The organism is Pedobacter sp. 01N310 (assembly GCF_056399805.1).
This window is the reverse complement of record NZ_JBFTSB010000003.1, coordinates 76,303-95,591: the sequence shown is the minus strand read 5'-3', so window position 1 is coordinate 95,591 and position 19,289 is coordinate 76,303. Positions and strand designations below refer to the sequence as shown.

At 40.8% G+C, this 19,289-nt stretch carries 20 protein-coding genes and 1 tRNA gene; 14 read left to right on the top strand and 7 right to left on the bottom strand.

Annotation, left to right across the window (positions count from 1 at the left end):
- Nucleotides 1-6 precede the first annotated feature (6 nt).
- On the top strand, nucleotides 7-1,101 hold the full coding sequence (locus AC1DNH_RS08600) for a PepSY-associated TM helix domain-containing protein (RefSeq protein ID WP_477578125.1): 1,095 nt from the start codon (nucleotides 7-9) through the stop codon (nucleotides 1,099-1,101).
- Between the two features lie 703 nt (nucleotides 1,102-1,804).
- On the opposite strand, the gene AC1DNH_RS08595 is transcribed toward AC1DNH_RS08600, so the two are convergent.
- A complete protein-coding gene (locus AC1DNH_RS08595) occupies nucleotides 1,805-2,506 on the bottom strand; it encodes a Crp/Fnr family transcriptional regulator (protein ID WP_057935003.1) in 702 nt (233 codons plus the stop codon).
- A gap of 117 nt (nucleotides 2,507-2,623) precedes the next feature.
- On the opposite strand from AC1DNH_RS08595, the gene AC1DNH_RS08590 reads away from it, so the two are divergent.
- The 13 genes from AC1DNH_RS08590 (at nucleotide 2,624) to AC1DNH_RS08530 (ending at nucleotide 11,305) form a co-directional block, all read left to right on the top strand.
- Nucleotides 2,624-4,564: a chloride channel protein gene (locus tag AC1DNH_RS08590; protein WP_477625312.1), complete on the top strand. Its 1,941-nt coding sequence runs from the start codon at nucleotides 2,624-2,626 to the stop codon at nucleotides 4,562-4,564.
- 29 nt (nucleotides 4,565-4,593) lie between these two features.
- Nucleotides 4,594-4,827 carry a hypothetical protein gene (locus AC1DNH_RS08585; RefSeq protein ID WP_057935002.1) on the top strand — a complete coding sequence of 78 codons (234 nt, stop codon included), beginning with the start codon at nucleotides 4,594-4,596 and terminating at the stop codon, nucleotides 4,825-4,827.
- A 117-nt stretch (nucleotides 4,828-4,944) separates the two neighbouring features.
- Nucleotides 4,945-5,289: a hypothetical protein gene (locus tag AC1DNH_RS08580; RefSeq protein ID WP_057935001.1), complete on the top strand. Its 345-nt coding sequence runs from the start codon at nucleotides 4,945-4,947 to the stop codon at nucleotides 5,287-5,289.
- Between the two features lie 183 nt (nucleotides 5,290-5,472).
- A complete protein-coding gene (locus AC1DNH_RS08575; RefSeq protein ID WP_057935000.1) occupies nucleotides 5,473-5,652 on the top strand; it encodes a histone H1 in 180 nt (59 codons plus the stop codon).
- Nucleotides 5,653-5,793: 141 nt separating this feature from the next.
- Nucleotides 5,794-6,030: a hypothetical protein gene (locus AC1DNH_RS08570; protein WP_157258299.1), complete on the top strand. Its 237-nt coding sequence runs from the start codon at nucleotides 5,794-5,796 to the stop codon at nucleotides 6,028-6,030.
- A gap of 285 nt (nucleotides 6,031-6,315) precedes the next feature.
- The gene (locus tag AC1DNH_RS08565; protein ID WP_477578128.1) at nucleotides 6,316-7,206 is read left to right on the top strand and encodes a hypothetical protein; all 891 of its coding nucleotides are present in this window, start codon (nucleotides 6,316-6,318) and stop codon (nucleotides 7,204-7,206) included.
- Between the two features lie 114 nt (nucleotides 7,207-7,320).
- On the top strand, nucleotides 7,321-7,593 hold the full coding sequence (locus AC1DNH_RS08560; protein WP_477578130.1) for a helix-turn-helix domain-containing protein: 273 nt from the start codon (nucleotides 7,321-7,323) through the stop codon (nucleotides 7,591-7,593).
- Nucleotides 7,590-7,889 carry a hypothetical protein gene (locus AC1DNH_RS08555; RefSeq protein WP_477578132.1) on the top strand — a complete coding sequence of 100 codons (300 nt, stop codon included), beginning with the start codon at nucleotides 7,590-7,592 and terminating at the stop codon, nucleotides 7,887-7,889. The genes AC1DNH_RS08560 and AC1DNH_RS08555 overlap by 4 nt, the downstream gene beginning before the upstream one ends.
- Before the next feature lie 387 nt (nucleotides 7,890-8,276).
- The gene (locus AC1DNH_RS08550) at nucleotides 8,277-8,825 is read left to right on the top strand and encodes a BfmA/BtgA family mobilization protein (protein WP_477578134.1); all 549 of its coding nucleotides are present in this window, start codon (nucleotides 8,277-8,279) and stop codon (nucleotides 8,823-8,825) included.
- 1 nt (nucleotide 8,826) lies between these two features.
- Nucleotides 8,827-9,795, top strand: coding sequence for a DUF5712 family protein (locus AC1DNH_RS08545; protein WP_477578136.1), 969 nt, complete (start codon nucleotides 8,827-8,829; stop codon nucleotides 9,793-9,795).
- A 26-nt stretch (nucleotides 9,796-9,821) separates the two neighbouring features.
- Entirely contained in the window at nucleotides 9,822-10,193 is a 372-nt protein-coding gene (locus AC1DNH_RS08540) for a hypothetical protein (RefSeq protein WP_477578138.1), read from the top strand.
- 17 nt (nucleotides 10,194-10,210) lie between these two features.
- On the top strand, nucleotides 10,211-10,609 hold the full coding sequence (locus AC1DNH_RS08535; RefSeq protein WP_477578139.1) for a hypothetical protein: 399 nt from the start codon (nucleotides 10,211-10,213) through the stop codon (nucleotides 10,607-10,609).
- The gene (locus AC1DNH_RS08530; protein ID WP_476767464.1) at nucleotides 10,610-11,305 is read left to right on the top strand and encodes an ATPase; all 696 of its coding nucleotides are present in this window, start codon (nucleotides 10,610-10,612) and stop codon (nucleotides 11,303-11,305) included.
- A 316-nt stretch (nucleotides 11,306-11,621) separates the two neighbouring features.
- Here the strand turns inward: AC1DNH_RS08530 and AC1DNH_RS08525 are convergent, their stop codons facing one another.
- The 6 genes from AC1DNH_RS08525 to AC1DNH_RS08500 form a co-directional block, all read right to left on the bottom strand.
- On the bottom strand, nucleotides 11,622-12,164 hold the full coding sequence (locus tag AC1DNH_RS08525) for an ORF6N domain-containing protein (RefSeq protein WP_477578141.1): 543 nt from the start codon (nucleotides 12,162-12,164) through the stop codon (nucleotides 11,622-11,624).
- A complete protein-coding gene (locus AC1DNH_RS08520; RefSeq protein ID WP_477578143.1) occupies nucleotides 12,154-13,425 on the bottom strand; it encodes a site-specific integrase in 1,272 nt (423 codons plus the stop codon). Before AC1DNH_RS08520 ends, AC1DNH_RS08525 begins: the two co-directional genes overlap by 11 nt.
- 249 nt (nucleotides 13,426-13,674) lie before the next feature.
- Nucleotides 13,675-13,761 (bottom strand) — tRNA-Ser (locus tag AC1DNH_RS08515).
- A gap of 172 nt (nucleotides 13,762-13,933) precedes the next feature.
- On the bottom strand, nucleotides 13,934-14,380 hold the full coding sequence (locus tag AC1DNH_RS08510; protein ID WP_215132325.1) for a DoxX family protein: 447 nt from the start codon (nucleotides 14,378-14,380) through the stop codon (nucleotides 13,934-13,936).
- Between the two features lie 69 nt (nucleotides 14,381-14,449).
- The gene (locus AC1DNH_RS08505; RefSeq protein ID WP_477586188.1) at nucleotides 14,450-15,274 is read right to left on the bottom strand and encodes a response regulator transcription factor; all 825 of its coding nucleotides are present in this window, start codon (nucleotides 15,272-15,274) and stop codon (nucleotides 14,450-14,452) included.
- The gene (locus AC1DNH_RS08500; protein WP_477625311.1) at nucleotides 15,259-18,429 is read right to left on the bottom strand and encodes a ligand-binding sensor domain-containing protein; all 3,171 of its coding nucleotides are present in this window, start codon (nucleotides 18,427-18,429) and stop codon (nucleotides 15,259-15,261) included. Before AC1DNH_RS08500 ends, AC1DNH_RS08505 begins: the two co-directional genes overlap by 16 nt.
- Nucleotides 18,430-19,289: the final 860 nt, after the last annotated feature.

The window sequence follows — 19,289 nt, the reverse complement described above, 5'->3', positions numbered from 1 at the left end:
ATGGTGATGGACTGGAAAAAACGATTGACCAAATTATCTTTCAAGATTCACGGCTGGGCAGGACTTGCTGCCGGTATATTTTTTCTGCTTTATGGACTTAGCGGCTCGTTGCTCGTTTTCAGGCATGAGCTTGACCGGTACTTTAATCCTGAACTGCATAACCTTGTTCCGGCAGAGAAAAAAGTTCCCGCAGATGAAATTTACCGTTTGGTATTACATACGCATCCAAACCTTAAAAAACTGGTTCTGCACGATTTTCCCAGGGACAGGTATGATAGTTATGAGTTTATGCTTTATAAGCGGCAACAAAATCTGAGGGATAACTACCTTTATTTCGTTTTTGTAAATCCATATAACGGGAAAATACTCAGAGAAGGGGGCTATCAAGAGATGGCTCCCTCTTTTCTGCGCTGGATCTATACCTTTCATTACTCTCTGCAACTGGGTATACCGGGTATGTTTCTTACCGCTATTATTGGCCTGGTGATGCTATTGTCATTGATCACTGGGGTTGTTGTTTATCGAAAGCATTTTTGGCAGGCCCTTCGGTTTAGGGCAGGTCTTAACTTTAAAAGCTGGAGGACCGGACTTTCCTCCCTGCACCGCATTATCGGAGTTTGGGCACTGCTCTTCAATATTATTCTTTTTTTTACCGGCTTTTGGATGTTGAGGGAATACTTTAAGCCATCGATGTGGGTTTTGCCCAAACAGCAGGCAAACTACGAAGTTCCTGCCAATATCGATCGCCTGGTCACCCTGGCCTGTAAAAGTATTCCAGGTTTTCAGCCAATTGCTGTTAACATTCCTACCGTAAAGGGTGTAGACATATTAATTAAGGGAAAGATGCCTCAAACTAGCAATTTATTGCTTCAGGGCAAGGCCAGCAGTATTGCTTTTGATTCCGGTACGGGAACAATTAAACACTATACAATCATTGATGAACAGGGGCTGGAAGAACGGTTTGAATATATGGCCTATCAACTTCATGTAGGTGCATTTGGCGGTGATGTTTTGAAGTGGGTTTATGTGGTCTTTGGACTAACTCCCGGCTTTCTTTCCATCAGCGGTGCTTTATTGTGGTTAAAAAGAAAAAAGAGATAACAACCGTTCATGGTCACCTGATTGTTTCGCCCTATGGACATTTTAGCTTTAGGGACGAGGAGATGATGTAAAGTATTTATATGTTTAAGCCTGTCAATCTCGCTGTTCAGAGATTGACAGACCTTTTTTGTATTTGTTTGTACAATCGTAGCTGTAGGCATCATTGCTGTTGTTGGCATATTCCCTGCATAGCTTTTTATATATGCACTTCGCGAGCTCATCAAAAAAGCCCCCATCTTACTTTTACTGAAAACGGGCTGACCGTTAAAGACCGTGATTTTTACAACTGGGAAAACATAGAGGGCTTTGCATTTAGCATAGAAGAAGTTGGACGTGATAATGCCGGGAGCATATATAAAAATTACATCACCCTATCGTTAAAGGACGGCACTTCTGCAAAAATTCCGGTATCCAATCTGGACAGGAAGGCAGATGAAATCCTGTATTTACTTAATGAACATAAGTGGGAATCAGATGATGCAGAAATGCATTCCAAACAATAAAGTTTTAAACCGTGGTTAGTGGCATTGAATAACAACAGGAACTTGGAGAAAAAAGGGAAAGAAACTATGATAGACCCGATGATCTTAATTCTGGCATTTATGCTTTAAATTGTATGGCTAGGTTTGCCTGATTGGTTGTTTTTTTAAGAAAACATTTTTTAAAATATTCGGTTTCTATCAAAAATCGGTTACGGTAAACATCAACCCTTTTTGTTGTCATCTGTTACAACCATCTGTAGAAACGGTGTGTCCAAAACATTGATTCTTTTGCCGTTCGCGCCAAGCTTTCCTGTTTTGGTGAATTCTGTGAAAACCTTAAAAAGGGTTTCGTAGGTAGTTCCCGAATAGGAGGCGATGTCCTGACGTGAGATATTAAGATCTATCGCTCCATTGGCATCAGCCCCAAATTGTGCCTTTAGGGAAAGCAGGGCATTGGCGATCCTTGCCTTTACCGACATATGAGCGAGATTGCGCATCCGTTCGTGCGACTCCTGGAGCTCGGAAGCAAAAAAATCCATCATCTGATAGGTAAGTCCGGGATTTACCGTCAAACAAGACCTGAAAAACTCAAGATCGATAAAGCAGACACTTGCCTGTTCAAGTGCTGTGGCCGAAACAGGGTAAACAGGATTTTTTCCCAGTCCGAGGTGTCCTATCACATCGCCCGGTTTTGCAAACCTTATAATGAGTTCCTTTTCATTGTCCCACTTTTTATGGACTTTGACTGTTCCCGAAAAAACGAAAAAAATGCCGCTTACAGCTTCTGCTTCCGTAAATAACTGGTCGCCCTTTTTTAACTGGAAATTCTTTTTCCTCTGTGACACCGCGGGAAGCCAATCCGGTATCACACGGCTGCATAGAAAACAGCTTTTTACATCGCACAGGTTATTGCATTCTTTCATTAAACAGATATTTCACAGGCAAAAATACAACTTATATTTAATTGCAAAGATGATTTGACTAATATTGTTTAAAAAATATTATTTTCAGTATTCAATTGTATTATACGCTTTTTTATATTGTTTAAAATATATTTAATTTTTATTTGTGTTTTTTTTATTTTACTTTTGGTGCATTCTAAGAGTAAAATGAACAGTAGAAAAAATATAATCCCGATATCGCCATCGCTTGGCGTTTTTGGAAGGTTTAAAATGGGCAGGAACAAAGAGAAAAGTTCGAAAGAGCGTCTTTTGTTTATTTCTATATTGTCTGTAGGGGTTGCTATAGTAATTTCCCTAATCGCAAAGGTTCTGGTGTCACTGATCAACCTGGTTACAAACATATCTTTCTATCAGCAGTTTGGATTTGATTTCCATAGTCCTGCAAGCAATCATTTGGGTTTATGGGTAATTGTTGTGCCTGTAATAGGCTCGGTTATAGTTGGGCTGATGGCCCTTTATGGTTCCAAAGCGATCAGGGGGCATGGGATTCCGGAAGCAATGGAGCAGGTTTTGACCAATCAGAGCAGGATAAAGCCTGCGATTGCAATTTTAAAACCTGTTTCTTCTGCCATTGCGATAGGTACAGGTGGCCCTTTCGGTGCTGAAGGACCTATTATTGCAACTGGTGGTGCCTTAGGTTCAACCCTGGGACAGCTATTTACGGTGAGTTCCAATGAACGTAAAATTATCCTTGCAGCTGGGGCTACAGCCGGAATGTCCGCTATATTCGGTACTCCATTGGCGGCAGTCTTTCTCGCAATAGAACTGTTGCTGTTTGAGTTTTCCGCCAGATCTATCATTCCCGTAGCCCTTGCGTGTATTACCGGCGCAGCCGGACATCATCTTCTTTTTGAAGCAGGCCCCGTATTTCCCATGCCGGCACTTTTGGTACCCTCGAATGCCGCATTGGGCATATATAGTTTTATTGGGATCCTCGTCGGTTTTGCATCACTCGGGCTGACCAAAATTGTGTATTTTATTGAAGATGCTTTTGAGAAAATCCCGGTCCACTGGATGTGGTGGCCCGCTATCGGGGGGCTGGCAGTCGGTACGGTCGGTTACTTTGCACCGCGAACACTCGGAGTGGGCTATGATAATATTATCTCGCTGCTAAGCGGACAGCTTTCCATTTCGGTCATCCTTTCATTATGCCTGTTTAAATTTATTTCATGGGCCATAGCTCTTGGCAGTGGGACTTCGGGCGGAACGCTTGCACCTTTGATGACCATTGGTGGGGCAAGCGGCGCTGCTTTGGGGTATCTATTGCATAACTTATTTCCCGGTCTGGATATCAGCATACCGATGTCGGCACTGGTTGGGATGTCGGCAATGTTTGCAGGTGCTTCCAGGGCATATCTGACAAGCATCCTTTTTGCGTTGGAGTCTACCCACCAGATCAACGGACTTCTTCCGCTTCTGGGGGCCTGTTCTGGGGCCTATCTCATTTCGGTGTTTTTTATGAAAAATACGATCATGACCGAAAAAATTGCTCGCAGGGGTGTGCATACACCTGATAGTTATGAACCCGATCTGTTGTTGAAACTCCGTGTCTCAGAGGTCATGGACCGGAATCCTGTCTTTATAAGCCCGTATAATACCATTGCCGAAGTGAGAAGGTATTTTGGAGAAAATCCTCCTATGGAAAATCAGTATGCCGTGAAGGAACCAACCGGAGACTGCCTGGGTGTTGTTTCAATATTGGATCTTTTTCAGCCTTCGGCAGATACCGAAAAAGAAATACTGTCAATAATAAAGCCTGTAAATGCCCATATTAAAAATAACGACCCTTTGAAAAAGGCATTAGCTATTATGTCCCAAAACCAGCATGACTTTTTGATGGTGTTCAATAGCAGGGAAGGAGGGGCTTTTGAAGGTCTGTTAAGTTATAGGGACGTTGTTAAGGCGTATCATGTCAATCACGAAAGTGAAAGCAGGACCGGGAGAAACCTATCGCTGGACAGGCAGGCAAAGAAAATTATTGTCAGGGGCAAAAGGATGATGGCCGATAGGAGGCCTTAACACATTTTCTGTTATTAAAATTTATTATCATGAAAAAAGCAAGTTATTGTATGATGGTTGCTGGCATAATTGTGCTGGTTGTCGCCTTTTTAACCACAGGCCATCTCAATTCGGTGAACGCGGCAGATTCACATCCATGGACAATCAATATCAATGGGATGCATTCATTTGCATGGCCGGAATTTTGTGGCGGACTGTTGATTGCACTTGGAGGAATTTTCAACATTGCTACCTGGCATCAAAAAAAATACCGGGTGGGATGATGATGCCTTCTCATTTTTATTATCGGGCAGGTGATCGTGGGAAAGGGTACAATCGTACCATTGGCTTTCCGGAAAATATAGGTCAGCCCGCTATATTAAAGTAATCAGCACATTTTAATGGAAGAGAACGATATCGATGAAGTGATAGAGCGCTTAAAAGCAAAAGGATATACACTTACATTCAACCCGGAAGATTCAAATGCTGCCTCTTGGGGAGTATCCGATCCATGGCCCTCTGGTATTGGGTTTGATATTGATGAGATAGTCCCGTGCAGGGGTTCAGATGGCGAGCCGCTCAGGATTTTTGCGGTGACCACTAAGCCTTTCGGTTTAAAGGGGATCTGGATATTGTCTGGTGAGGGGCAGAGATACTGGACGGTTGAGGAAATCATGAAGGGATTTGCAAAGGTTCTCAGGGCGGTTTTTCTTTTTATGTTTAAAAGACAAAACAAGCTTCCATAAGCGAAAATTCGTAGTTAAAAGCAGTTATCCGAGGGCATCGCTCTTCTCCCGGTACGGAAATGTTAAATCTGGCTGGTTCTTTTTCGCTTTCCTGCATAAATGTTTAGTTTTGGGGCTGGAATACGGTTTCCTAAAATAATATAATTAAATAGCCGGGGCCATTTGGCCCTTTAAAAAACAGTTATGGACAAATTCAAACAGGTAAAGGAAGTGATCGCTTCGGTTGAAGCTGATGTAGCAAAATTTTATGATGGTGGAAACGCTGCAGCCGGTACACGTGTACGCAAAGGTATGCAGGACCTTAAAAACCTTGCTCAGGAGATCAGGGCTGAGGTTACAGAGAAAAAGAACAGCGCAAAATAAACAGGAGACTGTTTTGGGATATAAGGCCACTGGTATAGACCGGTGGCTTTTTTGTAGGTGGATTTTTATATTCATCATATACGGCAAGAGAGCCAGGCAACTGTATATGTTTTCTGGTTATGCCAGCTTGATTTAATTTTGATGTTAACTTTTTATATTGTCTGGGCAACTGCCGGGCTATCCGCTCATACGCCTGCAAGCCTTAAGCAGGGGCCGGTATCCGCTGCTATCCCTGTTGCAAAAAAAAAACATTTAATGGTATCGAAAAAGATGTTTTTTTATATGATCCCAATAAATTGCTCTAAATTAAGAAGATTGCTCCCTAAAAATCATTTTTTGGAACTGGAAGATATAACTTCTTTAATAGGAGTTTTGTAATCATACGTTAATTTCTATTTTTGCGTAGCAAGCCTTTTGGTCTGCACTTTTTATCTAAAATAGCGCTATCGGGATTGATGCGCTTTTTTTATGAACCGGTCCTGCTTTGGACCGAAAGGGCGTCGAACCTAGTGGTGTAATTATTTAGAAATCATTTTTTTTGAATACTCCTCCATGGTTTTAGTACCGAAAACTCACCTCTTTTTTTTACTGCTGTCATTTAACGGTGTAGATAACATCCATTTTTAATAAGAGATTACGCATTTTGCAGCATTTCTAAAATTAGTGATTGAGAATTTAATACTAGTGATTATTAACGGTGAATGCGAAGCAAACAAAAAGCCTCTCTCAGTAGCAAAAACTCGTGTATGTGATTTTTTTAATTTAAATTTATCTAAAGTCTTAGCAATTACTTTATTAATAATATGTATGAAAGCTGATTTTTTTAAAGCACGTAAACTGTTTGACTTTTTCCCTCATACTTACGACATCGGTAATCTTTTCGGTCCGTGGAGACGAAATGCCGATAGCCACTTTCTATTAAAATTTTATAGATTAGAAATCGAAAAGTATGGAGAATATTACGCTTACCACCTCAAACATACATTAGAAAATAACATTGCCGCTGAAGAAGAATTTTTCAAAGAGTTGTGGGAACTCATAGAAACCAGAATCAAACACTTTCGGAACAAGAATCCTCATGGCAGTGACCACGAGCAAAATTCAATTAGAATTGAGAAATTAAAACAATTTCAAAAGTTTTTAATAGGAATCGATAGATGGAATGCCAGGCCAGCACCGCTTGTTATTGAAGAAAAAAACCAGATTATTCAGCAATATATCAATGAGATTGAGAAATTAAAGCAAAAGATAGTTGAACTAACTCAGTATGAAGTGAAGCAAAAAATCAGCATTGAAGATGATCATCTGCCAACTTTGATCGATCTTTTTCAGCAGATGCGCAATCTGAGACTGCCGTCTGATAGACTTCTGCTCAGGTGCGACCACAAAATAACATACGCAAAAATGATCGCGAAATATTTTAGCCACGGTGAAAAGGATATTCCGTTAGAAACCGCTAGAAACTATTTCGTAGAAAAAGAGGGGGATATCCCATCGAAAGGAACTTCTATTTATCCAGATCAACAGCTATTTGAGATAATAGGAAAAAAATAGAGGAAACCAGTCTCCTGTATATATTTTAAACATGACCAGAGCAGTGCACTGGTCATTGTATTGCCTCTTCTCCTTCAGATCTTTGCTAAAGATTAATTAAAAAAGAGGCCATTTATGCAGTTAGAAATCTTAACGGAAGCAGATCTTCAGAAGTTCAAAACAGAGCTTTTCGATGAACTCAAAAAAATGAATGTTGGTGGATCGACCATTTCTGATCAGAGAAAATGGTTGCGTAGTGCGGAGGTCCGGCAACTATTGAACATCTCTCCAGGTACGCTCCAAAATCTCCGTGTCAATGGAACTCTGCCGTTCAAAAAGGTTGGAAGCATATTCTATTATGCTTATGCCGACATCACAAAACTGATGGGACAAGGGGGAGACATATGATCGATACTTCTAAGATCCAACGCGATTTTCTAAAATTAGCTGGAACCAAAAGAAATATCCTGCCAAGCCACATCAGTCTTTTTACAGCTTTGGTAATATGCTGTCAAATGCAAGGTCATAAAGTTTCTTTTAGGGTAACCCGAAGGGAACTGATGAGGTTGTCTGCAATCCGTTCTTTTAACACTTATCATAAGTGCTTAAAGCAGCTAGTCGAGCAAGGCTGGATCGATTACAGGCCAAGCTATAATACAGCTATTGCCAGTCAGGTTAGTTTTAACCCAGCTCCGCTGGCATAGTTAACAATTTAGCGAAATAGTTGTACCGCCATCATGACAACTGGGATCGGATATTTTTCATCTTGTGTTCATGGCTCTATTTTTCTATGAGGCGGTGGAAAGGTTGTACGCCATGCAGAAAGGTCCTTTTTCGTTTTCAGAAAAAGGAGCGAGCCGAGGTTGGGCAGAGCCCTACCTTTCTCGCCCCAAGCTATCGCTATTGGGGTTTCAAGCACCCTCCAGGGGTGCTTTGATCTCAATAAGACGCAATAAGTTAGGTTTTCGGCACCCTCGCGAGAGTGCAATATAGTTGGATATATAGAGATCTGATAAACAAGATAGCCATACACATAGCTATTTATATATTGAGATATATACCATTAATATTCTTTTAAAAACAAAAAATGGATGAAGAATGAAGTATTAAGATCGATTAAATATTCAGAGGCGGAAGGTATTAAGTTAGATAAGATAGCCCTAAAACTGGGGAGATCAAAGCGACTGGTTTTCCTTCAGATGACGGAGTATTTCTACAGGACGAAAAAAGACCCGCTGGACATCAATGATGATCTGCTAAAAACTACCATGGTCCGTAACCACAAAGACTATATCGGATTTATCAAGACCCAGGAAAATGATCTGCTTATTCCGACCAGGCGAGAGGTTGCGCAGTTGTCTGAAGCACAAAAAAGGTTGATCATAGGCTTTAACGGACTCTTAAAACAAAACGAAATGGTGCCCGTGTTGATGGAAAAACAGACCCAGTTTTTATATCAGCTTGAAAAAGACTATAAATTGATTTTTGCAAAGCTACAGGATAAGCAAAGCTTCAAGCAGCTCTTTCTGAATATCCTTGATGGATACGCTATTGCCAGGGACAATCTTCCTGCCATTGGATCAAAGAAAGATAAGTTGCAGTTGCTGGCTGCTACAAGGAACCAGATAATGTTATTGTAATATGTATATCAATATAACTGACAGCAAAACTGCGGACAATAAGGGCAGTAGTGGACAATTGGTGAACTATCTCGAAAAGGAAAATAGGTTAAATCCTATGCAAGAACCAGAAAGATGGTTCAATCATCAAGATCAGGTATATGAGCCGTATGAGGTTCGTACCGCCATTGATGGCAATATTGGGAAACTCGGAAAAGATGATGCTAAATTTTTCCTGATCAATATCAGTCCCAGCCAAAAAGAACTCAGGCACCTGAAGGAAAGCTATGGGGAGCAACAAATGCCCTTGAGACTGAAAGAATTTACTGTTAAGGTTATGGATGAATATGCAAGAAACTTCAACAGGGCGGGAGTTAACAGCAGCAGGGATCTGGTCTGGTTCGCGAAGGTGGAAAACCATAGATATTACACCCATAATGACAGAGAGGTGAAGCAGGGACTGAAAAAACGTGGAGAATTGAAGCAGGGAGACCAGCAGCATATACAGGTGATCGTAAGCAGAAAGGATCTTACCAATAAAATCAAATTAAGTCCGATGAATACCTCTCGGGGTAAGAATATCGAGCATTCAAAAAAAATGGGACAGTTTGACCGCCTGGCTTTCAAGCAGTGCGGAGAAACTCTTTTCGACCGGCAATTTAACTTCAATCGTGAACTAAGGGATGCCTTGGCCTATTCGAACATCAAGAGTAACGGTACAATTGAGCAAAGAAAACAGCTGGATACTTTAGATCAGGGAGTTAAACTTGATCAGTCACAAAAAGGGATCATTTTAGAACTCGCAGTTGATGTCTCAAAGGGGCTGTTCCAGACAAGTTCAGAAATGCTTGAAAAAATAGGCTCGACAGTTGGCAGTTTTCTTGACATCATGCTCGAACCTAATTATGGGCCTATAGTCCCTGCTAATACCCAGGAGCCCAAGCGCAAGAAGAAAAAAAGAGGACACAGCCAAGGGCAGTCCATCAGATAAGATTTTCGATATTAAAACCTTAAAATATGTTATCAGAAAAAGAACAGATCGCTAGCCTTTACCAAAGGCAGCGAACATTAGAGGAGAAACTGAAGATACTTGAAACCAAGGGCCTGGAGTATCCCATGTTAAAGGTACCAGACTATACATCTGATCTGCGTGAAGTGAAGAAAAGTGTAGATAGGTTTCTTAACAGCAGTCATCAAAAGAACATGGACGAAACTTTCCGTATGATCAAAGATCTCGTTTCAAGGATACCTTACACGATCCATGTGCAGAACCATCACCACTTTGCGAAACTGACCAGGCGTGTCATTATTGCGTTCACGGTTCTGGTGATCTGCTTAGTATTTACCGCCTGGCTCGCATACTATTTCTATAAACATTCAAACGTGTAACTTAAACTTGATAGCAAATGAAAAAATCAGTAAATTTGAGAGAACATGATTATCAGCCCCTGGCACTCAGCATCTATGTAGATGCGGTAGAAATACCACAAGGTGTCGTTGTTCTTCTGAGCGACTGGCCAAAGCTGAAATCTGCAGTAGACCCTAAAAGTCCTTTTTATAAACTTATGGACAAACTAACGTTTATCCCATTTCATGAGCGGTCCTTAACGGAAAAATCAGAATTTCTGGAGAGTAAATTGCGTGAGGTAGAAAAGGAGAACCTTGTAAGGGGATCGTTTAGGACTTATCAGAATGAGCTTTGCACAGCCCCTAATCTCTTCATAAATGAGTATGCCGATAGAACGGAACTGGTAAGTGTCGATGCCCGGTCTGGAAAAATTAGCCTTATAAAAACATTAAGTTAAATGAAGCCTTTACAGCTTTATGTTTTGAGCGGCCCCAATGGAGCCGGCAAATCGACCCTATCTGGTACATTTGTTTCACCTGGAACAGATATATTTGATGGGGATAAAGAAATGGCTATCCTAAAACACCAATACCCGACGACAGATAATGGTACACTGTACGAGGCTGCAAATGGGATTGTTTTCCAAAAAAGAAAGGATAATGCGATTGCGGGGAGAAAGGACTTTGCTTTTGAAACCAATTTTAGGACAGAGGGGGTAATGGATAGTGTTAGACAGTTTAAGGATGCTGGGTATGAGGTAAGGATGATCTTTATTGGGCTGCCATCTGTGGAGGCTTCAATCAACAGGGTAGATATGAGGGTCAGGGCCGGGGGACACTTTGTGGATGTTGACAATGTAAATAAAAATTTTATCGGTGGACTTAAAAATTTAACGAAGTTTTACGACCAGTTTGATTCCGTTGACATACTTGAAAGTACAATTGGCCATAATGAGCCTTTTAAGATGAACTCGCTGATGACCATAAAAAAAGGGATTATTTCTGCTGCCATTGAAAAACTGCCTGAGTGGGTATTGAAGATCCCTGAAGCTATAGAGCGAAAACATCAGATTGACCTTCAGAACCAGATTCAGAAAGAGCAGGATAGAAACCGCGATTTAGGGAATGAAAGAAATAAGGGACTGGGCAGATAAAGAGGCATACCATGGAAATTATAAAGTAATTTCAGATTAGATCTTTCTGTGTTTTAGTTGAATATAAAAACCCGGCACCATTTTGTTGTAGTTAAAGATCCCCACCACGCATTGCGGCCTGCGGAACCCCAATGCTCAAAACCCTAGCTGTTCCCGCTTCTCGCATATACGCAATAATTTCCTGGGTATCGTATTGTCATTGCCCCCAAGCGTAACGTTTAATAACTTTAGGTTTTTTTGCCAAAATTGAACATTTTATTTTTACTTAAAAATTCAAGGTGCCGCTATAGCACCTTGAATCCTTGGAAGAAATGACTTAAAGATCATCTGGTTTAAACCCAATTCGCTTTCTTGGGGGATTGGGATTTCCTTTATTCTCAAGCAATTCATCAAGGTAGCGAAATACAATTTCCATGTTTTTATCCTGATTGGTTAGCTTTTTCTTGATTTTTTCAAGCTCTATGCGGAACTCCATATTGTCAGAAAGCAATAGTCGCATTTTGGTGAAAATTCGCATGATCTGGATGTTTACATTAATGGCCTGGTTACTGGAAAGGATACCTGAAAGCATTGCCACACCTGCCTCCGTAAAAACATTTGGTGCCTGGCGCCTTCCTCCCCAGCTTGCTCTTCCATTTTGGAAGAGCAAGTTCTTGAATTCATCATCATTCAGCCTGAACATAAAATCCTCCGGAAACCTATTTATGTTCCTGGCTACTGCCTTATTCAAGTTTCCTGTTGTTACCATATAGAGTTCTGCCAGGTCTTCATCCAGCATAACCTTCTGCCCCCTGATAATGTAGATCCTGTTGAGAATTAGATCATCAGCTATATTGATCACATTACCCTTATCTTTCATGGCCAAGCGATTTGGTTCGTGCAATCTTATGGTTGAAGTTGATAGGCTCATAATTGCTCTCCGCTTTTAATTTGGCCATATCTGCCCCCACTTTGATGTCTAGGATCTTGGCATAATGCTGAGTAGTTCGGATATTGGTATGTCCGAGCATCTTGGATACGCTCTCTATCGGCACTCCCTTTAACATCGTAACGGTTGTTGCGAAAGTATGTCTGGCAATATGGAAAGTGATCTGTTTCTTGATTCCGCAAACATCTGAAATCTCCTTGAGGTAACTGTTCATCTTTTGGTTACTGCAGACCGGGAATATCATGCCTGTAATATTGCGGGTCATGTGGTCCTTGTAACGCTCAATCAATGATGTGGCCATTGGCAGTAATGGTATGCGCGAGGGCACATTGGTTTTCTGTCTTTTGATCGAAATCCATTTTTCACCGTCTATGCCTGGTACAATGTCTGTTTCTCTCAATTGCTTTACGTCGATGTAAGACAGTCCGGTAAAACAGCAGAAAAGAAATATATCCCTGACCTGTTCCAACCGCTCACTTAGCATGGGCTTACGGGCAATCCGGGCCATTTCCTCCTCATTCAGGCATATCCTCTCCACTGGCTTAACTTTGTTCTTATAATTCAAAAAAGGATTAAGTGACATCCATTCATTGGCAAGGCATATCCTGATGATCTTGCCGAAATTCTTCATGTATTTTACCGCGGAGTTGTTGTTGCATTTTCGGACGGAACGCAAATAAAAATCATACTCGGTTATAAACTCATGGTTTACCCTTTTAAGATCTATATCATTTACAGAATATTTCCACTGTAAAAAATCTTCAGTGTGTTTCAGGGAAGTGCGGTATCTTTGAGCCGTTCCCTTGGTATATTCGGTTCCCACCAGAATCTCCACTTTACGGTTATGCTCCTGGAATACCCCGATCAGTGTAGTCTGTTTCTCTTCTTTTCCCTGGAATCTGTCGCGGATGGCGTCCGCCGTAATCATTTCGTCTCGTTGGGTAAGCTGGCGGTGCGCCTCATAAACCTTCATTTGTAGGTCTGCTAAGTAGGCGTTCAAGGACTTTGAATCCTCTTTTTTTCCATTGGCCCGACCGGAGGCAACGATCCATTTCTCTGGTTCACAGGACCGTCCTGTCGTGATTTCGGATCTTTTACCATCAACGGTAATCCTCATGTAAATGGCTACAGGGCCATTCTGATAATTTTTTGACTTCTTCAAATAGAAGAGCAAGCTGAAATTGGTTTTCATAATGTCTCACATTAATGGTTAACAAATTTAGCTTTGAAGTGTCCAAAAGTCAAGATGTATACTCTCTGAACATGTTGATGTTCAGTGTCTTATATCAAATTCGGTGAGTCATTTCAATTTTTCATTTTACTCACCGAATCACTCACCAGAACTATGCGAATTTATGCATGTTTTGTGGGGTCCCGGAAATGAAAAAAGCCTGCTATCATACGATTTGCAGGCTTTTCTTGGTTTTTGAAACCATTTCAGCGGAGAGTGGGGGATTCGAACCCGCGGACCCTTTAACAAGTCAACAGTTTTCAAGACTGCCGCAATCGACCACTCTGCCAACTCTCCGCTGCAAAAGTACGAACTTGAAGCAAATCTGCAAATGATTTCGAATCAAATATTTGCATAAATATTTTAAGCGTTGCTAATCATTTAGTTAGCTCGCATAAAAACTTTCAAAAAAACAAATAAAGGGCCAATAATGGCCATTTTAGCTACAATTTCAGGCTTTAGGTTTAAACTAAAGCGCCTCTTTAGGATAAATTTTTTCCCGGTCTACCGATAAAACACCATTTCCCTCAATTGCAAAACAAACGAGTCCGATTAATACGGAGACCGAAAACCAAAATTCTGAATAGGGTTTAAAAATTCCACCAGAAATATTTACAAAGAATACTGCCCCGATCAATATTGGTAAATTAACCAGGCAGAATACACGGGTATGTGTGCCCAGGGTGATGGCTAAGCCCCCAATTAGGTGTAACATAATAATCAGGTGTGCCAGTAGGCTAATGCTCACAGCCGTGCCTAAGAAAGCGCCCCTCATTAAATTACTAAAGGCTGGCATATTGATGTAAAAATCAATACCCTTCCAAATTAAAATAAGGCCTAATAAGATTCTAAAATAGTCTAACCACTTTGGGTGATGGTGATCGCCCCAGATCTGGATTTTCTTAAGCATGTTCATAACTTCTATATTTTGGTTATGACAATTTACGGAAAAATTAAGAAAATAACAATGCTTAACTATTTGATTTTAAGGCTTTTTTTTATCCACAGTTTTACTGTTTACATAGTCGGTTGGCGACATGCCGAACTGTTTGGCAAAGTTTCTGCCAAAGTGCGATTGAGAGCTATAACCAACCATTTCTGAGATTTCGTAAATTTTCAGTACCCCTTCATTTAAAAGCTCGGCCGCTTTTTTTAGCCTTGCCAAATTAATCAGTTCATTGGGGCTAAGGTTAGAAATGGATTTAATTTTCCGGTATAAGGTTGGCCGGCTCATATTCATCTTTTCTGCCAGATGTTCGACGTCCAGGTCCTGATTGCTGATATTCTTGTTAATGGTATCCTGTAATTTTTCTAAAAACAGTTCGTCTGCCTTTGAATATGCAATACTTTTAAGGTGGAGCAGGGGAGAGCTCGCGAAATATGCTTTGATTTTGTTCCTGTTTTTAATCAGGCTAGAAATCTGTACCTGTAAAAACTCGGGAGAAAATGGCTTTTCCACATAGGCATCGGCACCCAGTTCTAAACCTTCAATTTTAGATTGCAATGAATTTTTTGCGGTAAGCAGGATAACGGGGATATGGCTGAATTCTAAGGTAGATTTTACTTTCGCACAAAATTCAAAACCGTCCATTTCGGGCATCATTACATCGCTAATGATGAGCTGAACAATTTGACGCTGTAATATTTCTAATGCTTCTATACCGTTTCTGGCCTGTAGTACATCGTATTTTTCTTCCAGATCATCTGAAATGAAATCAAGGATATCTTCATTATCATCAACCAGCAACACCACAGATCTTTCCATATCTTCAGTATCTTTTATGGTCAGCTTGCCTACAATTTCTTCCATTTTCCGTTCAGGTTAAATTCTATAAGTTGATGGATAGGCAATTCCAACACAAATATATTAAAATCATGGTCATTAAAATCTAAATAAAGCTCCCCGCTATGCAGTTGAGCAAGCGATTTTGAAATCGATAAACCTATTCCGGTTCCTGCCTTAATTTCTGTTTCTTTGCCCCTAAAAAAAGGTTCAAATATCTTGTCCTTAATTTCAATTGGGATGCGATGTCCATCGTTTTTTACCATCACAGCAAACTTATCGCCTTCCTGCAATGATAAGTTGATCTGTACCATGGTTTTTCCGTACTTAATGGCATTGTCTACCAAATTGCTGATCATTTTGTAAAAGGCCTCTACGTCGATATAGGCAAGGAGCTTTTTCTCAGGTAAATGAAGGTTATACTTCATCTCATGCTGTTCTGCAGCAGGTTGAAACTGAAGAAATACGTCTTTCAGGATTTCTGAAATATCGGCTTTTACGAAATTTAATGAAAATTCGCTGGTTTCGGTTTTTCTGAAATCCAGTAACTGATTGGTCAATTTGAGCAGCCTATCGGTGTTTCGCTCCATAATCCGTAAATTCTTTTCTATCGCGGGTACGGCATCAGCCTGTTTAATCAGTTTCTCCATCGGTCCGATAATCAGTGTAAGGGGTGTTCTGATTTCGTGGGCAACATTGGTAAAGAATTCGATTTTCGCCTGATACACTTCTTTTTGTTTTTCATGCTCAAAAACTTCCATCCGCCTGCTGTTTTTTAATGCGATTTTTCGGTGATAGCTTCGTACCAGAAAGAAGATAATTCCACCTGCCGCGATCAGATAAAACAGATACGCCACGGGGCTGAGGTAAAAAGGAGGACGGATTTTGATCAGTAACTTCGCATTTTTGGTGCTCCAGGTACTACTTCCTTCAACCAATGCTTTCACTTCAAAAATATAATTCCCAGGAGCAAGTTTTGTAAAATAAACCTTCCTGTTGGTTTTTAAATATTCCCAGTTTTTATAAAGCCCTGTCATTTTATAGGCATATTCCGTCATTTCGGGTGAGAGATAGCTTAATGCCGCAAAATCGATACTAAAAGAAGATTGGTTGTAGTTAAGTTCGATGGTATCGGCATAAACGATCGATTGATCAGAAACAGAATCTGCCCCATTTAAACCCATTTCTAAGCTGTTGATCTGAAATCCGGTTAAAAATACTGGAGTTTCGTATGATGTTGCTTTTAAGTTGGCCGGATTGAAGCTGACCAGCCCCTTTACGCTCCCAAAATAGGTTCGGCCATCCTCATCCTGATAGGCAGAACTGTAGTTGAACTGATCGGTAAGCAATCCGTTGGCTTTAGTATAGGTTTTGTTTAAACCCGTGGAGGGGTCAAAATGGATAAGGCCCCTGGTACTGCTAATCCAAAACTTATTTGCGGCATCTTCTTCAATGCGGAAAAGGTAATTACTGGGAAAACCATTTTTTATACCATAACGCTTAAACTGATGTGTTTTCTGATCAAACCTGCAAAGTCCACCACCGTCTGTGGTTACCCAAATCTGTTGTTTACTATCTTCAAAAACACTATTTACGGTGTTATGACTTAAACTTTTCGCATCTGTCGGGCTATTTCGGTAGTTCACATAGCCTGATTTGGATAAGTTAAACTGAAATAAACCATCATTAAAACTGCCCGCCCAGATATTGCCCTTGCTGTCTTCAATAATCGAATAGTAAAAAATAAAGGGAAGGCCGGCGATAGGCTCAAAATCATCGCGCTTGCGGTTATAGCGGTAAATCCCATTAATGGTCCCAACTAAAATTTCGCCAGACCGTGTTTTACAAAAAGTAACAATAAAGTTGGTGCGTAAGGCATTTCCAACACCTGCCTGGTAGTGTTTAATTACCTTTTCTGTTTTCAGGTCTAAAACATCCAGTCCATGTTCGAAAGTGCCAACCCAGAGCTTGTCACCATCAACCAATAAACCGTGGATATTGGAATAGGCAATGCTTCCGGGTTTTCCATCGGGCAAAAAGTGTTTAAATATTCCTGTTTTTACGTCAAGTTTGTTCAGCCCCGCATCTTCCGTACCGATCCAGAAATTTCCGTTACCATCCCTGGTAATTTCCCTTACGTCACTTCCACTGATCGAGTTTGTACCTTTTTGCGGAAAGTATTTGGTAAACAGGGAAGTATGGCTCGAATAGTAGTTTACACCGCCAAAATAGGTGCCCGCCCAAACGCCTCCTTCGCGGTCAAGACAGATGGTGTAAACGGCATTATCGCTTAAAGAATAATCGTTATTGTACTGTTTTTTAATATGGATAATCGCTCCGTTTTCGTCATTGTAAATGTAAATGCCCGATTCGGTGGCAATCCAAAACTCATGAGGCCCTGTTTTTTTGATATCCCGTACAAAAATTGGTGTTTGGTCGTCGTTTAACCGCAGTATATTTTTTGATGCCAAGGTTACCGGATTAAAGAGCTTGACCCCCTGATTGGTGGTGCCGACCAATAAATTGCCATTTTCGGTTTCCGCAATTCTGGATACCCAGCCGTATTCTATTTTTGCATTTTTACCGTTGATGTTAAAACGCTGAAAATTATTCGCTTTTGGATTGTATTTTTCCAGCGTCCCCTTTCCGGTACTGATCCATACGCTGCCATCTTTTAAAACCGTTACCAGTGAGGCATCAAAAGGTGCATTATGGGTAAAAGCCTGTACTTTCTTACTGCGCTTTTGATAGAGGTATATTTTGAATGAAGACAAGATCCATAAATTTCCACGCTGATCGCTGGCCAGATCTATAATCCGCATCCCTTTGGTTTCTTTGATGATGCTGAAGCTTTCTTTTGCCGGATTGTATTGGTACACGCCGCTGTTGGTACCTACCCAAAGTGTTTGCTCCCGGTCGTGGTGAAGTGCATAGATTAAATCGTTGCCTAAACTGCCAGCCTGGTCTGGGTCGTGGCGATAGGTTTTAAAAGAATAACCATCAAACCGGTTTAAGCCATCTTTCGTGCCAAACCACATAAAACCGTTTCCATCCTGCACACTGCAAAAGGCGGTATTATTAGAAAGTCCGTTTTCTACCTGGTAATGCCTGAAATAATAAGGTTGCCCCCACAGCAGGTGGACCGAAAACAAAAGACATAAAAGGATGAAGAGTTTTTTCAAGATATCTTGGTCAGCAGCATCAAATATATTAAAGAAATGCTTTGCTTTCAGGCTAAATTGAATTTGAGCGGATAAGTAGAAAGATTGAGACAGATTCCATTTTTATTTGGGAGAACCTTAAAGATTTAAGAAACTCAGTTTTTATAGACCTGAAAACTGTAAACTGCCAATTGCAGACTAATCTGAGTGTACGCTTTTTATAGACTTGAAAACTGTAAACTGCCAATTGCAGACTAATCCGGGCGTTACCTAAGCTGCGCAAAGGTCGGGCTTTGCAGGGCTGCGCTTCGCTCCGGTACCGATGAAGGATCGGTACTGAACCCTTACAATCCCTAACGCAAAACCCAGCGTATAAAATCTGCAAAGTCTGATTTCAATAGCACTAAAGGCCTGCGTTAAATAAACCTGATAAAACGTAAAGCCCGGATCCCGATTTTTTCTATCGGGAGAGGACTTGGAGTGATAGCAGGGCTTCCTTAACCGAAATGTGCCCGCCCCATCGTTTCCAAAAAAAACTGTTGCTTAAGATCCTGAGCTGAACTACCATTGATAGACTTTAATAAAAAACATCGTCATCTCGACTGGAGTGCAGCGAAATGGAGAGATCTATCTAGGTAGATTTAGCTTCGCTGAGCCTTCGGGTTCTCGACTGCGTTGCACTTCGCTCGAAATGACGAAAGCTGAGAGAGCTATCTCCTTGAACTTCTATGTTATCTTTAGTGATTTTTATAAAATAAATTAAACCTCAGGATGACGCATTGAGCGGCATTTTCAGTGTTTCTGAGTTTCCGTGGCTAAACAGACTCCTTCAATACAAATCGAGACAAAATGAAGAAAGATTGATACAAATGCGTATCCCT

Coding starts and splice junctions, on each gene's coding strand:
- AC1DNH_RS08550 (WP_477578134.1), top strand. CDS start 8,277: ATGAAGAATGAAGTATTAAGATCGATTAAATATTCAGAGGCGGAAGGT.
- AC1DNH_RS08560 (WP_477578130.1), top strand. CDS start 7,321: ATGCAGTTAGAAATCTTAACGGAAGCAGATCTTCAGAAGTTCAAAACA.
- AC1DNH_RS08595 (WP_057935003.1), bottom strand. CDS start 2,506: ATGAAAGAATGCAATAACCTGTGCGATGTAAAAAGCTGTTTTCTATGC.
- AC1DNH_RS08540 (WP_477578138.1), top strand. CDS start 9,822: ATGTTATCAGAAAAAGAACAGATCGCTAGCCTTTACCAAAGGCAGCGA.
- AC1DNH_RS08545 (WP_477578136.1), top strand. CDS start 8,827: ATGTATATCAATATAACTGACAGCAAAACTGCGGACAATAAGGGCAGT.
- AC1DNH_RS08570 (WP_157258299.1), top strand. CDS start 5,794: ATGTTAACTTTTTATATTGTCTGGGCAACTGCCGGGCTATCCGCTCAT.
- AC1DNH_RS08520 (WP_477578143.1), bottom strand. CDS start 13,425: ATGAAAACCAATTTCAGCTTGCTCTTCTATTTGAAGAAGTCAAAAAAT.
- AC1DNH_RS08525 (WP_477578141.1), bottom strand. CDS start 12,164: ATGAAAGATAAGGGTAATGTGATCAATATAGCTGATGATCTAATTCTC.
- AC1DNH_RS08510 (WP_215132325.1), bottom strand. CDS start 14,380: ATGAACATGCTTAAGAAAATCCAGATCTGGGGCGATCACCATCACCCA.
- AC1DNH_RS08535 (WP_477578139.1), top strand. CDS start 10,211: ATGAAAAAATCAGTAAATTTGAGAGAACATGATTATCAGCCCCTGGCA.
- AC1DNH_RS08580 (WP_057935001.1), top strand. CDS start 4,945: ATGGAAGAGAACGATATCGATGAAGTGATAGAGCGCTTAAAAGCAAAA.
- AC1DNH_RS08585 (WP_057935002.1), top strand. CDS start 4,594: ATGAAAAAAGCAAGTTATTGTATGATGGTTGCTGGCATAATTGTGCTG.
- AC1DNH_RS08575 (WP_057935000.1), top strand. CDS start 5,473: ATGGACAAATTCAAACAGGTAAAGGAAGTGATCGCTTCGGTTGAAGCT.
- AC1DNH_RS08505 (WP_477586188.1), bottom strand. CDS start 15,274: ATGGAAGAAATTGTAGGCAAGCTGACCATAAAAGATACTGAAGATATG.
- AC1DNH_RS08555 (WP_477578132.1), top strand. CDS start 7,590: ATGATCGATACTTCTAAGATCCAACGCGATTTTCTAAAATTAGCTGGA.
- AC1DNH_RS08600 (WP_477578125.1), top strand. CDS start 7: ATGGACTGGAAAAAACGATTGACCAAATTATCTTTCAAGATTCACGGC.
- AC1DNH_RS08530 (WP_476767464.1), top strand. CDS start 10,610: ATGAAGCCTTTACAGCTTTATGTTTTGAGCGGCCCCAATGGAGCCGGC.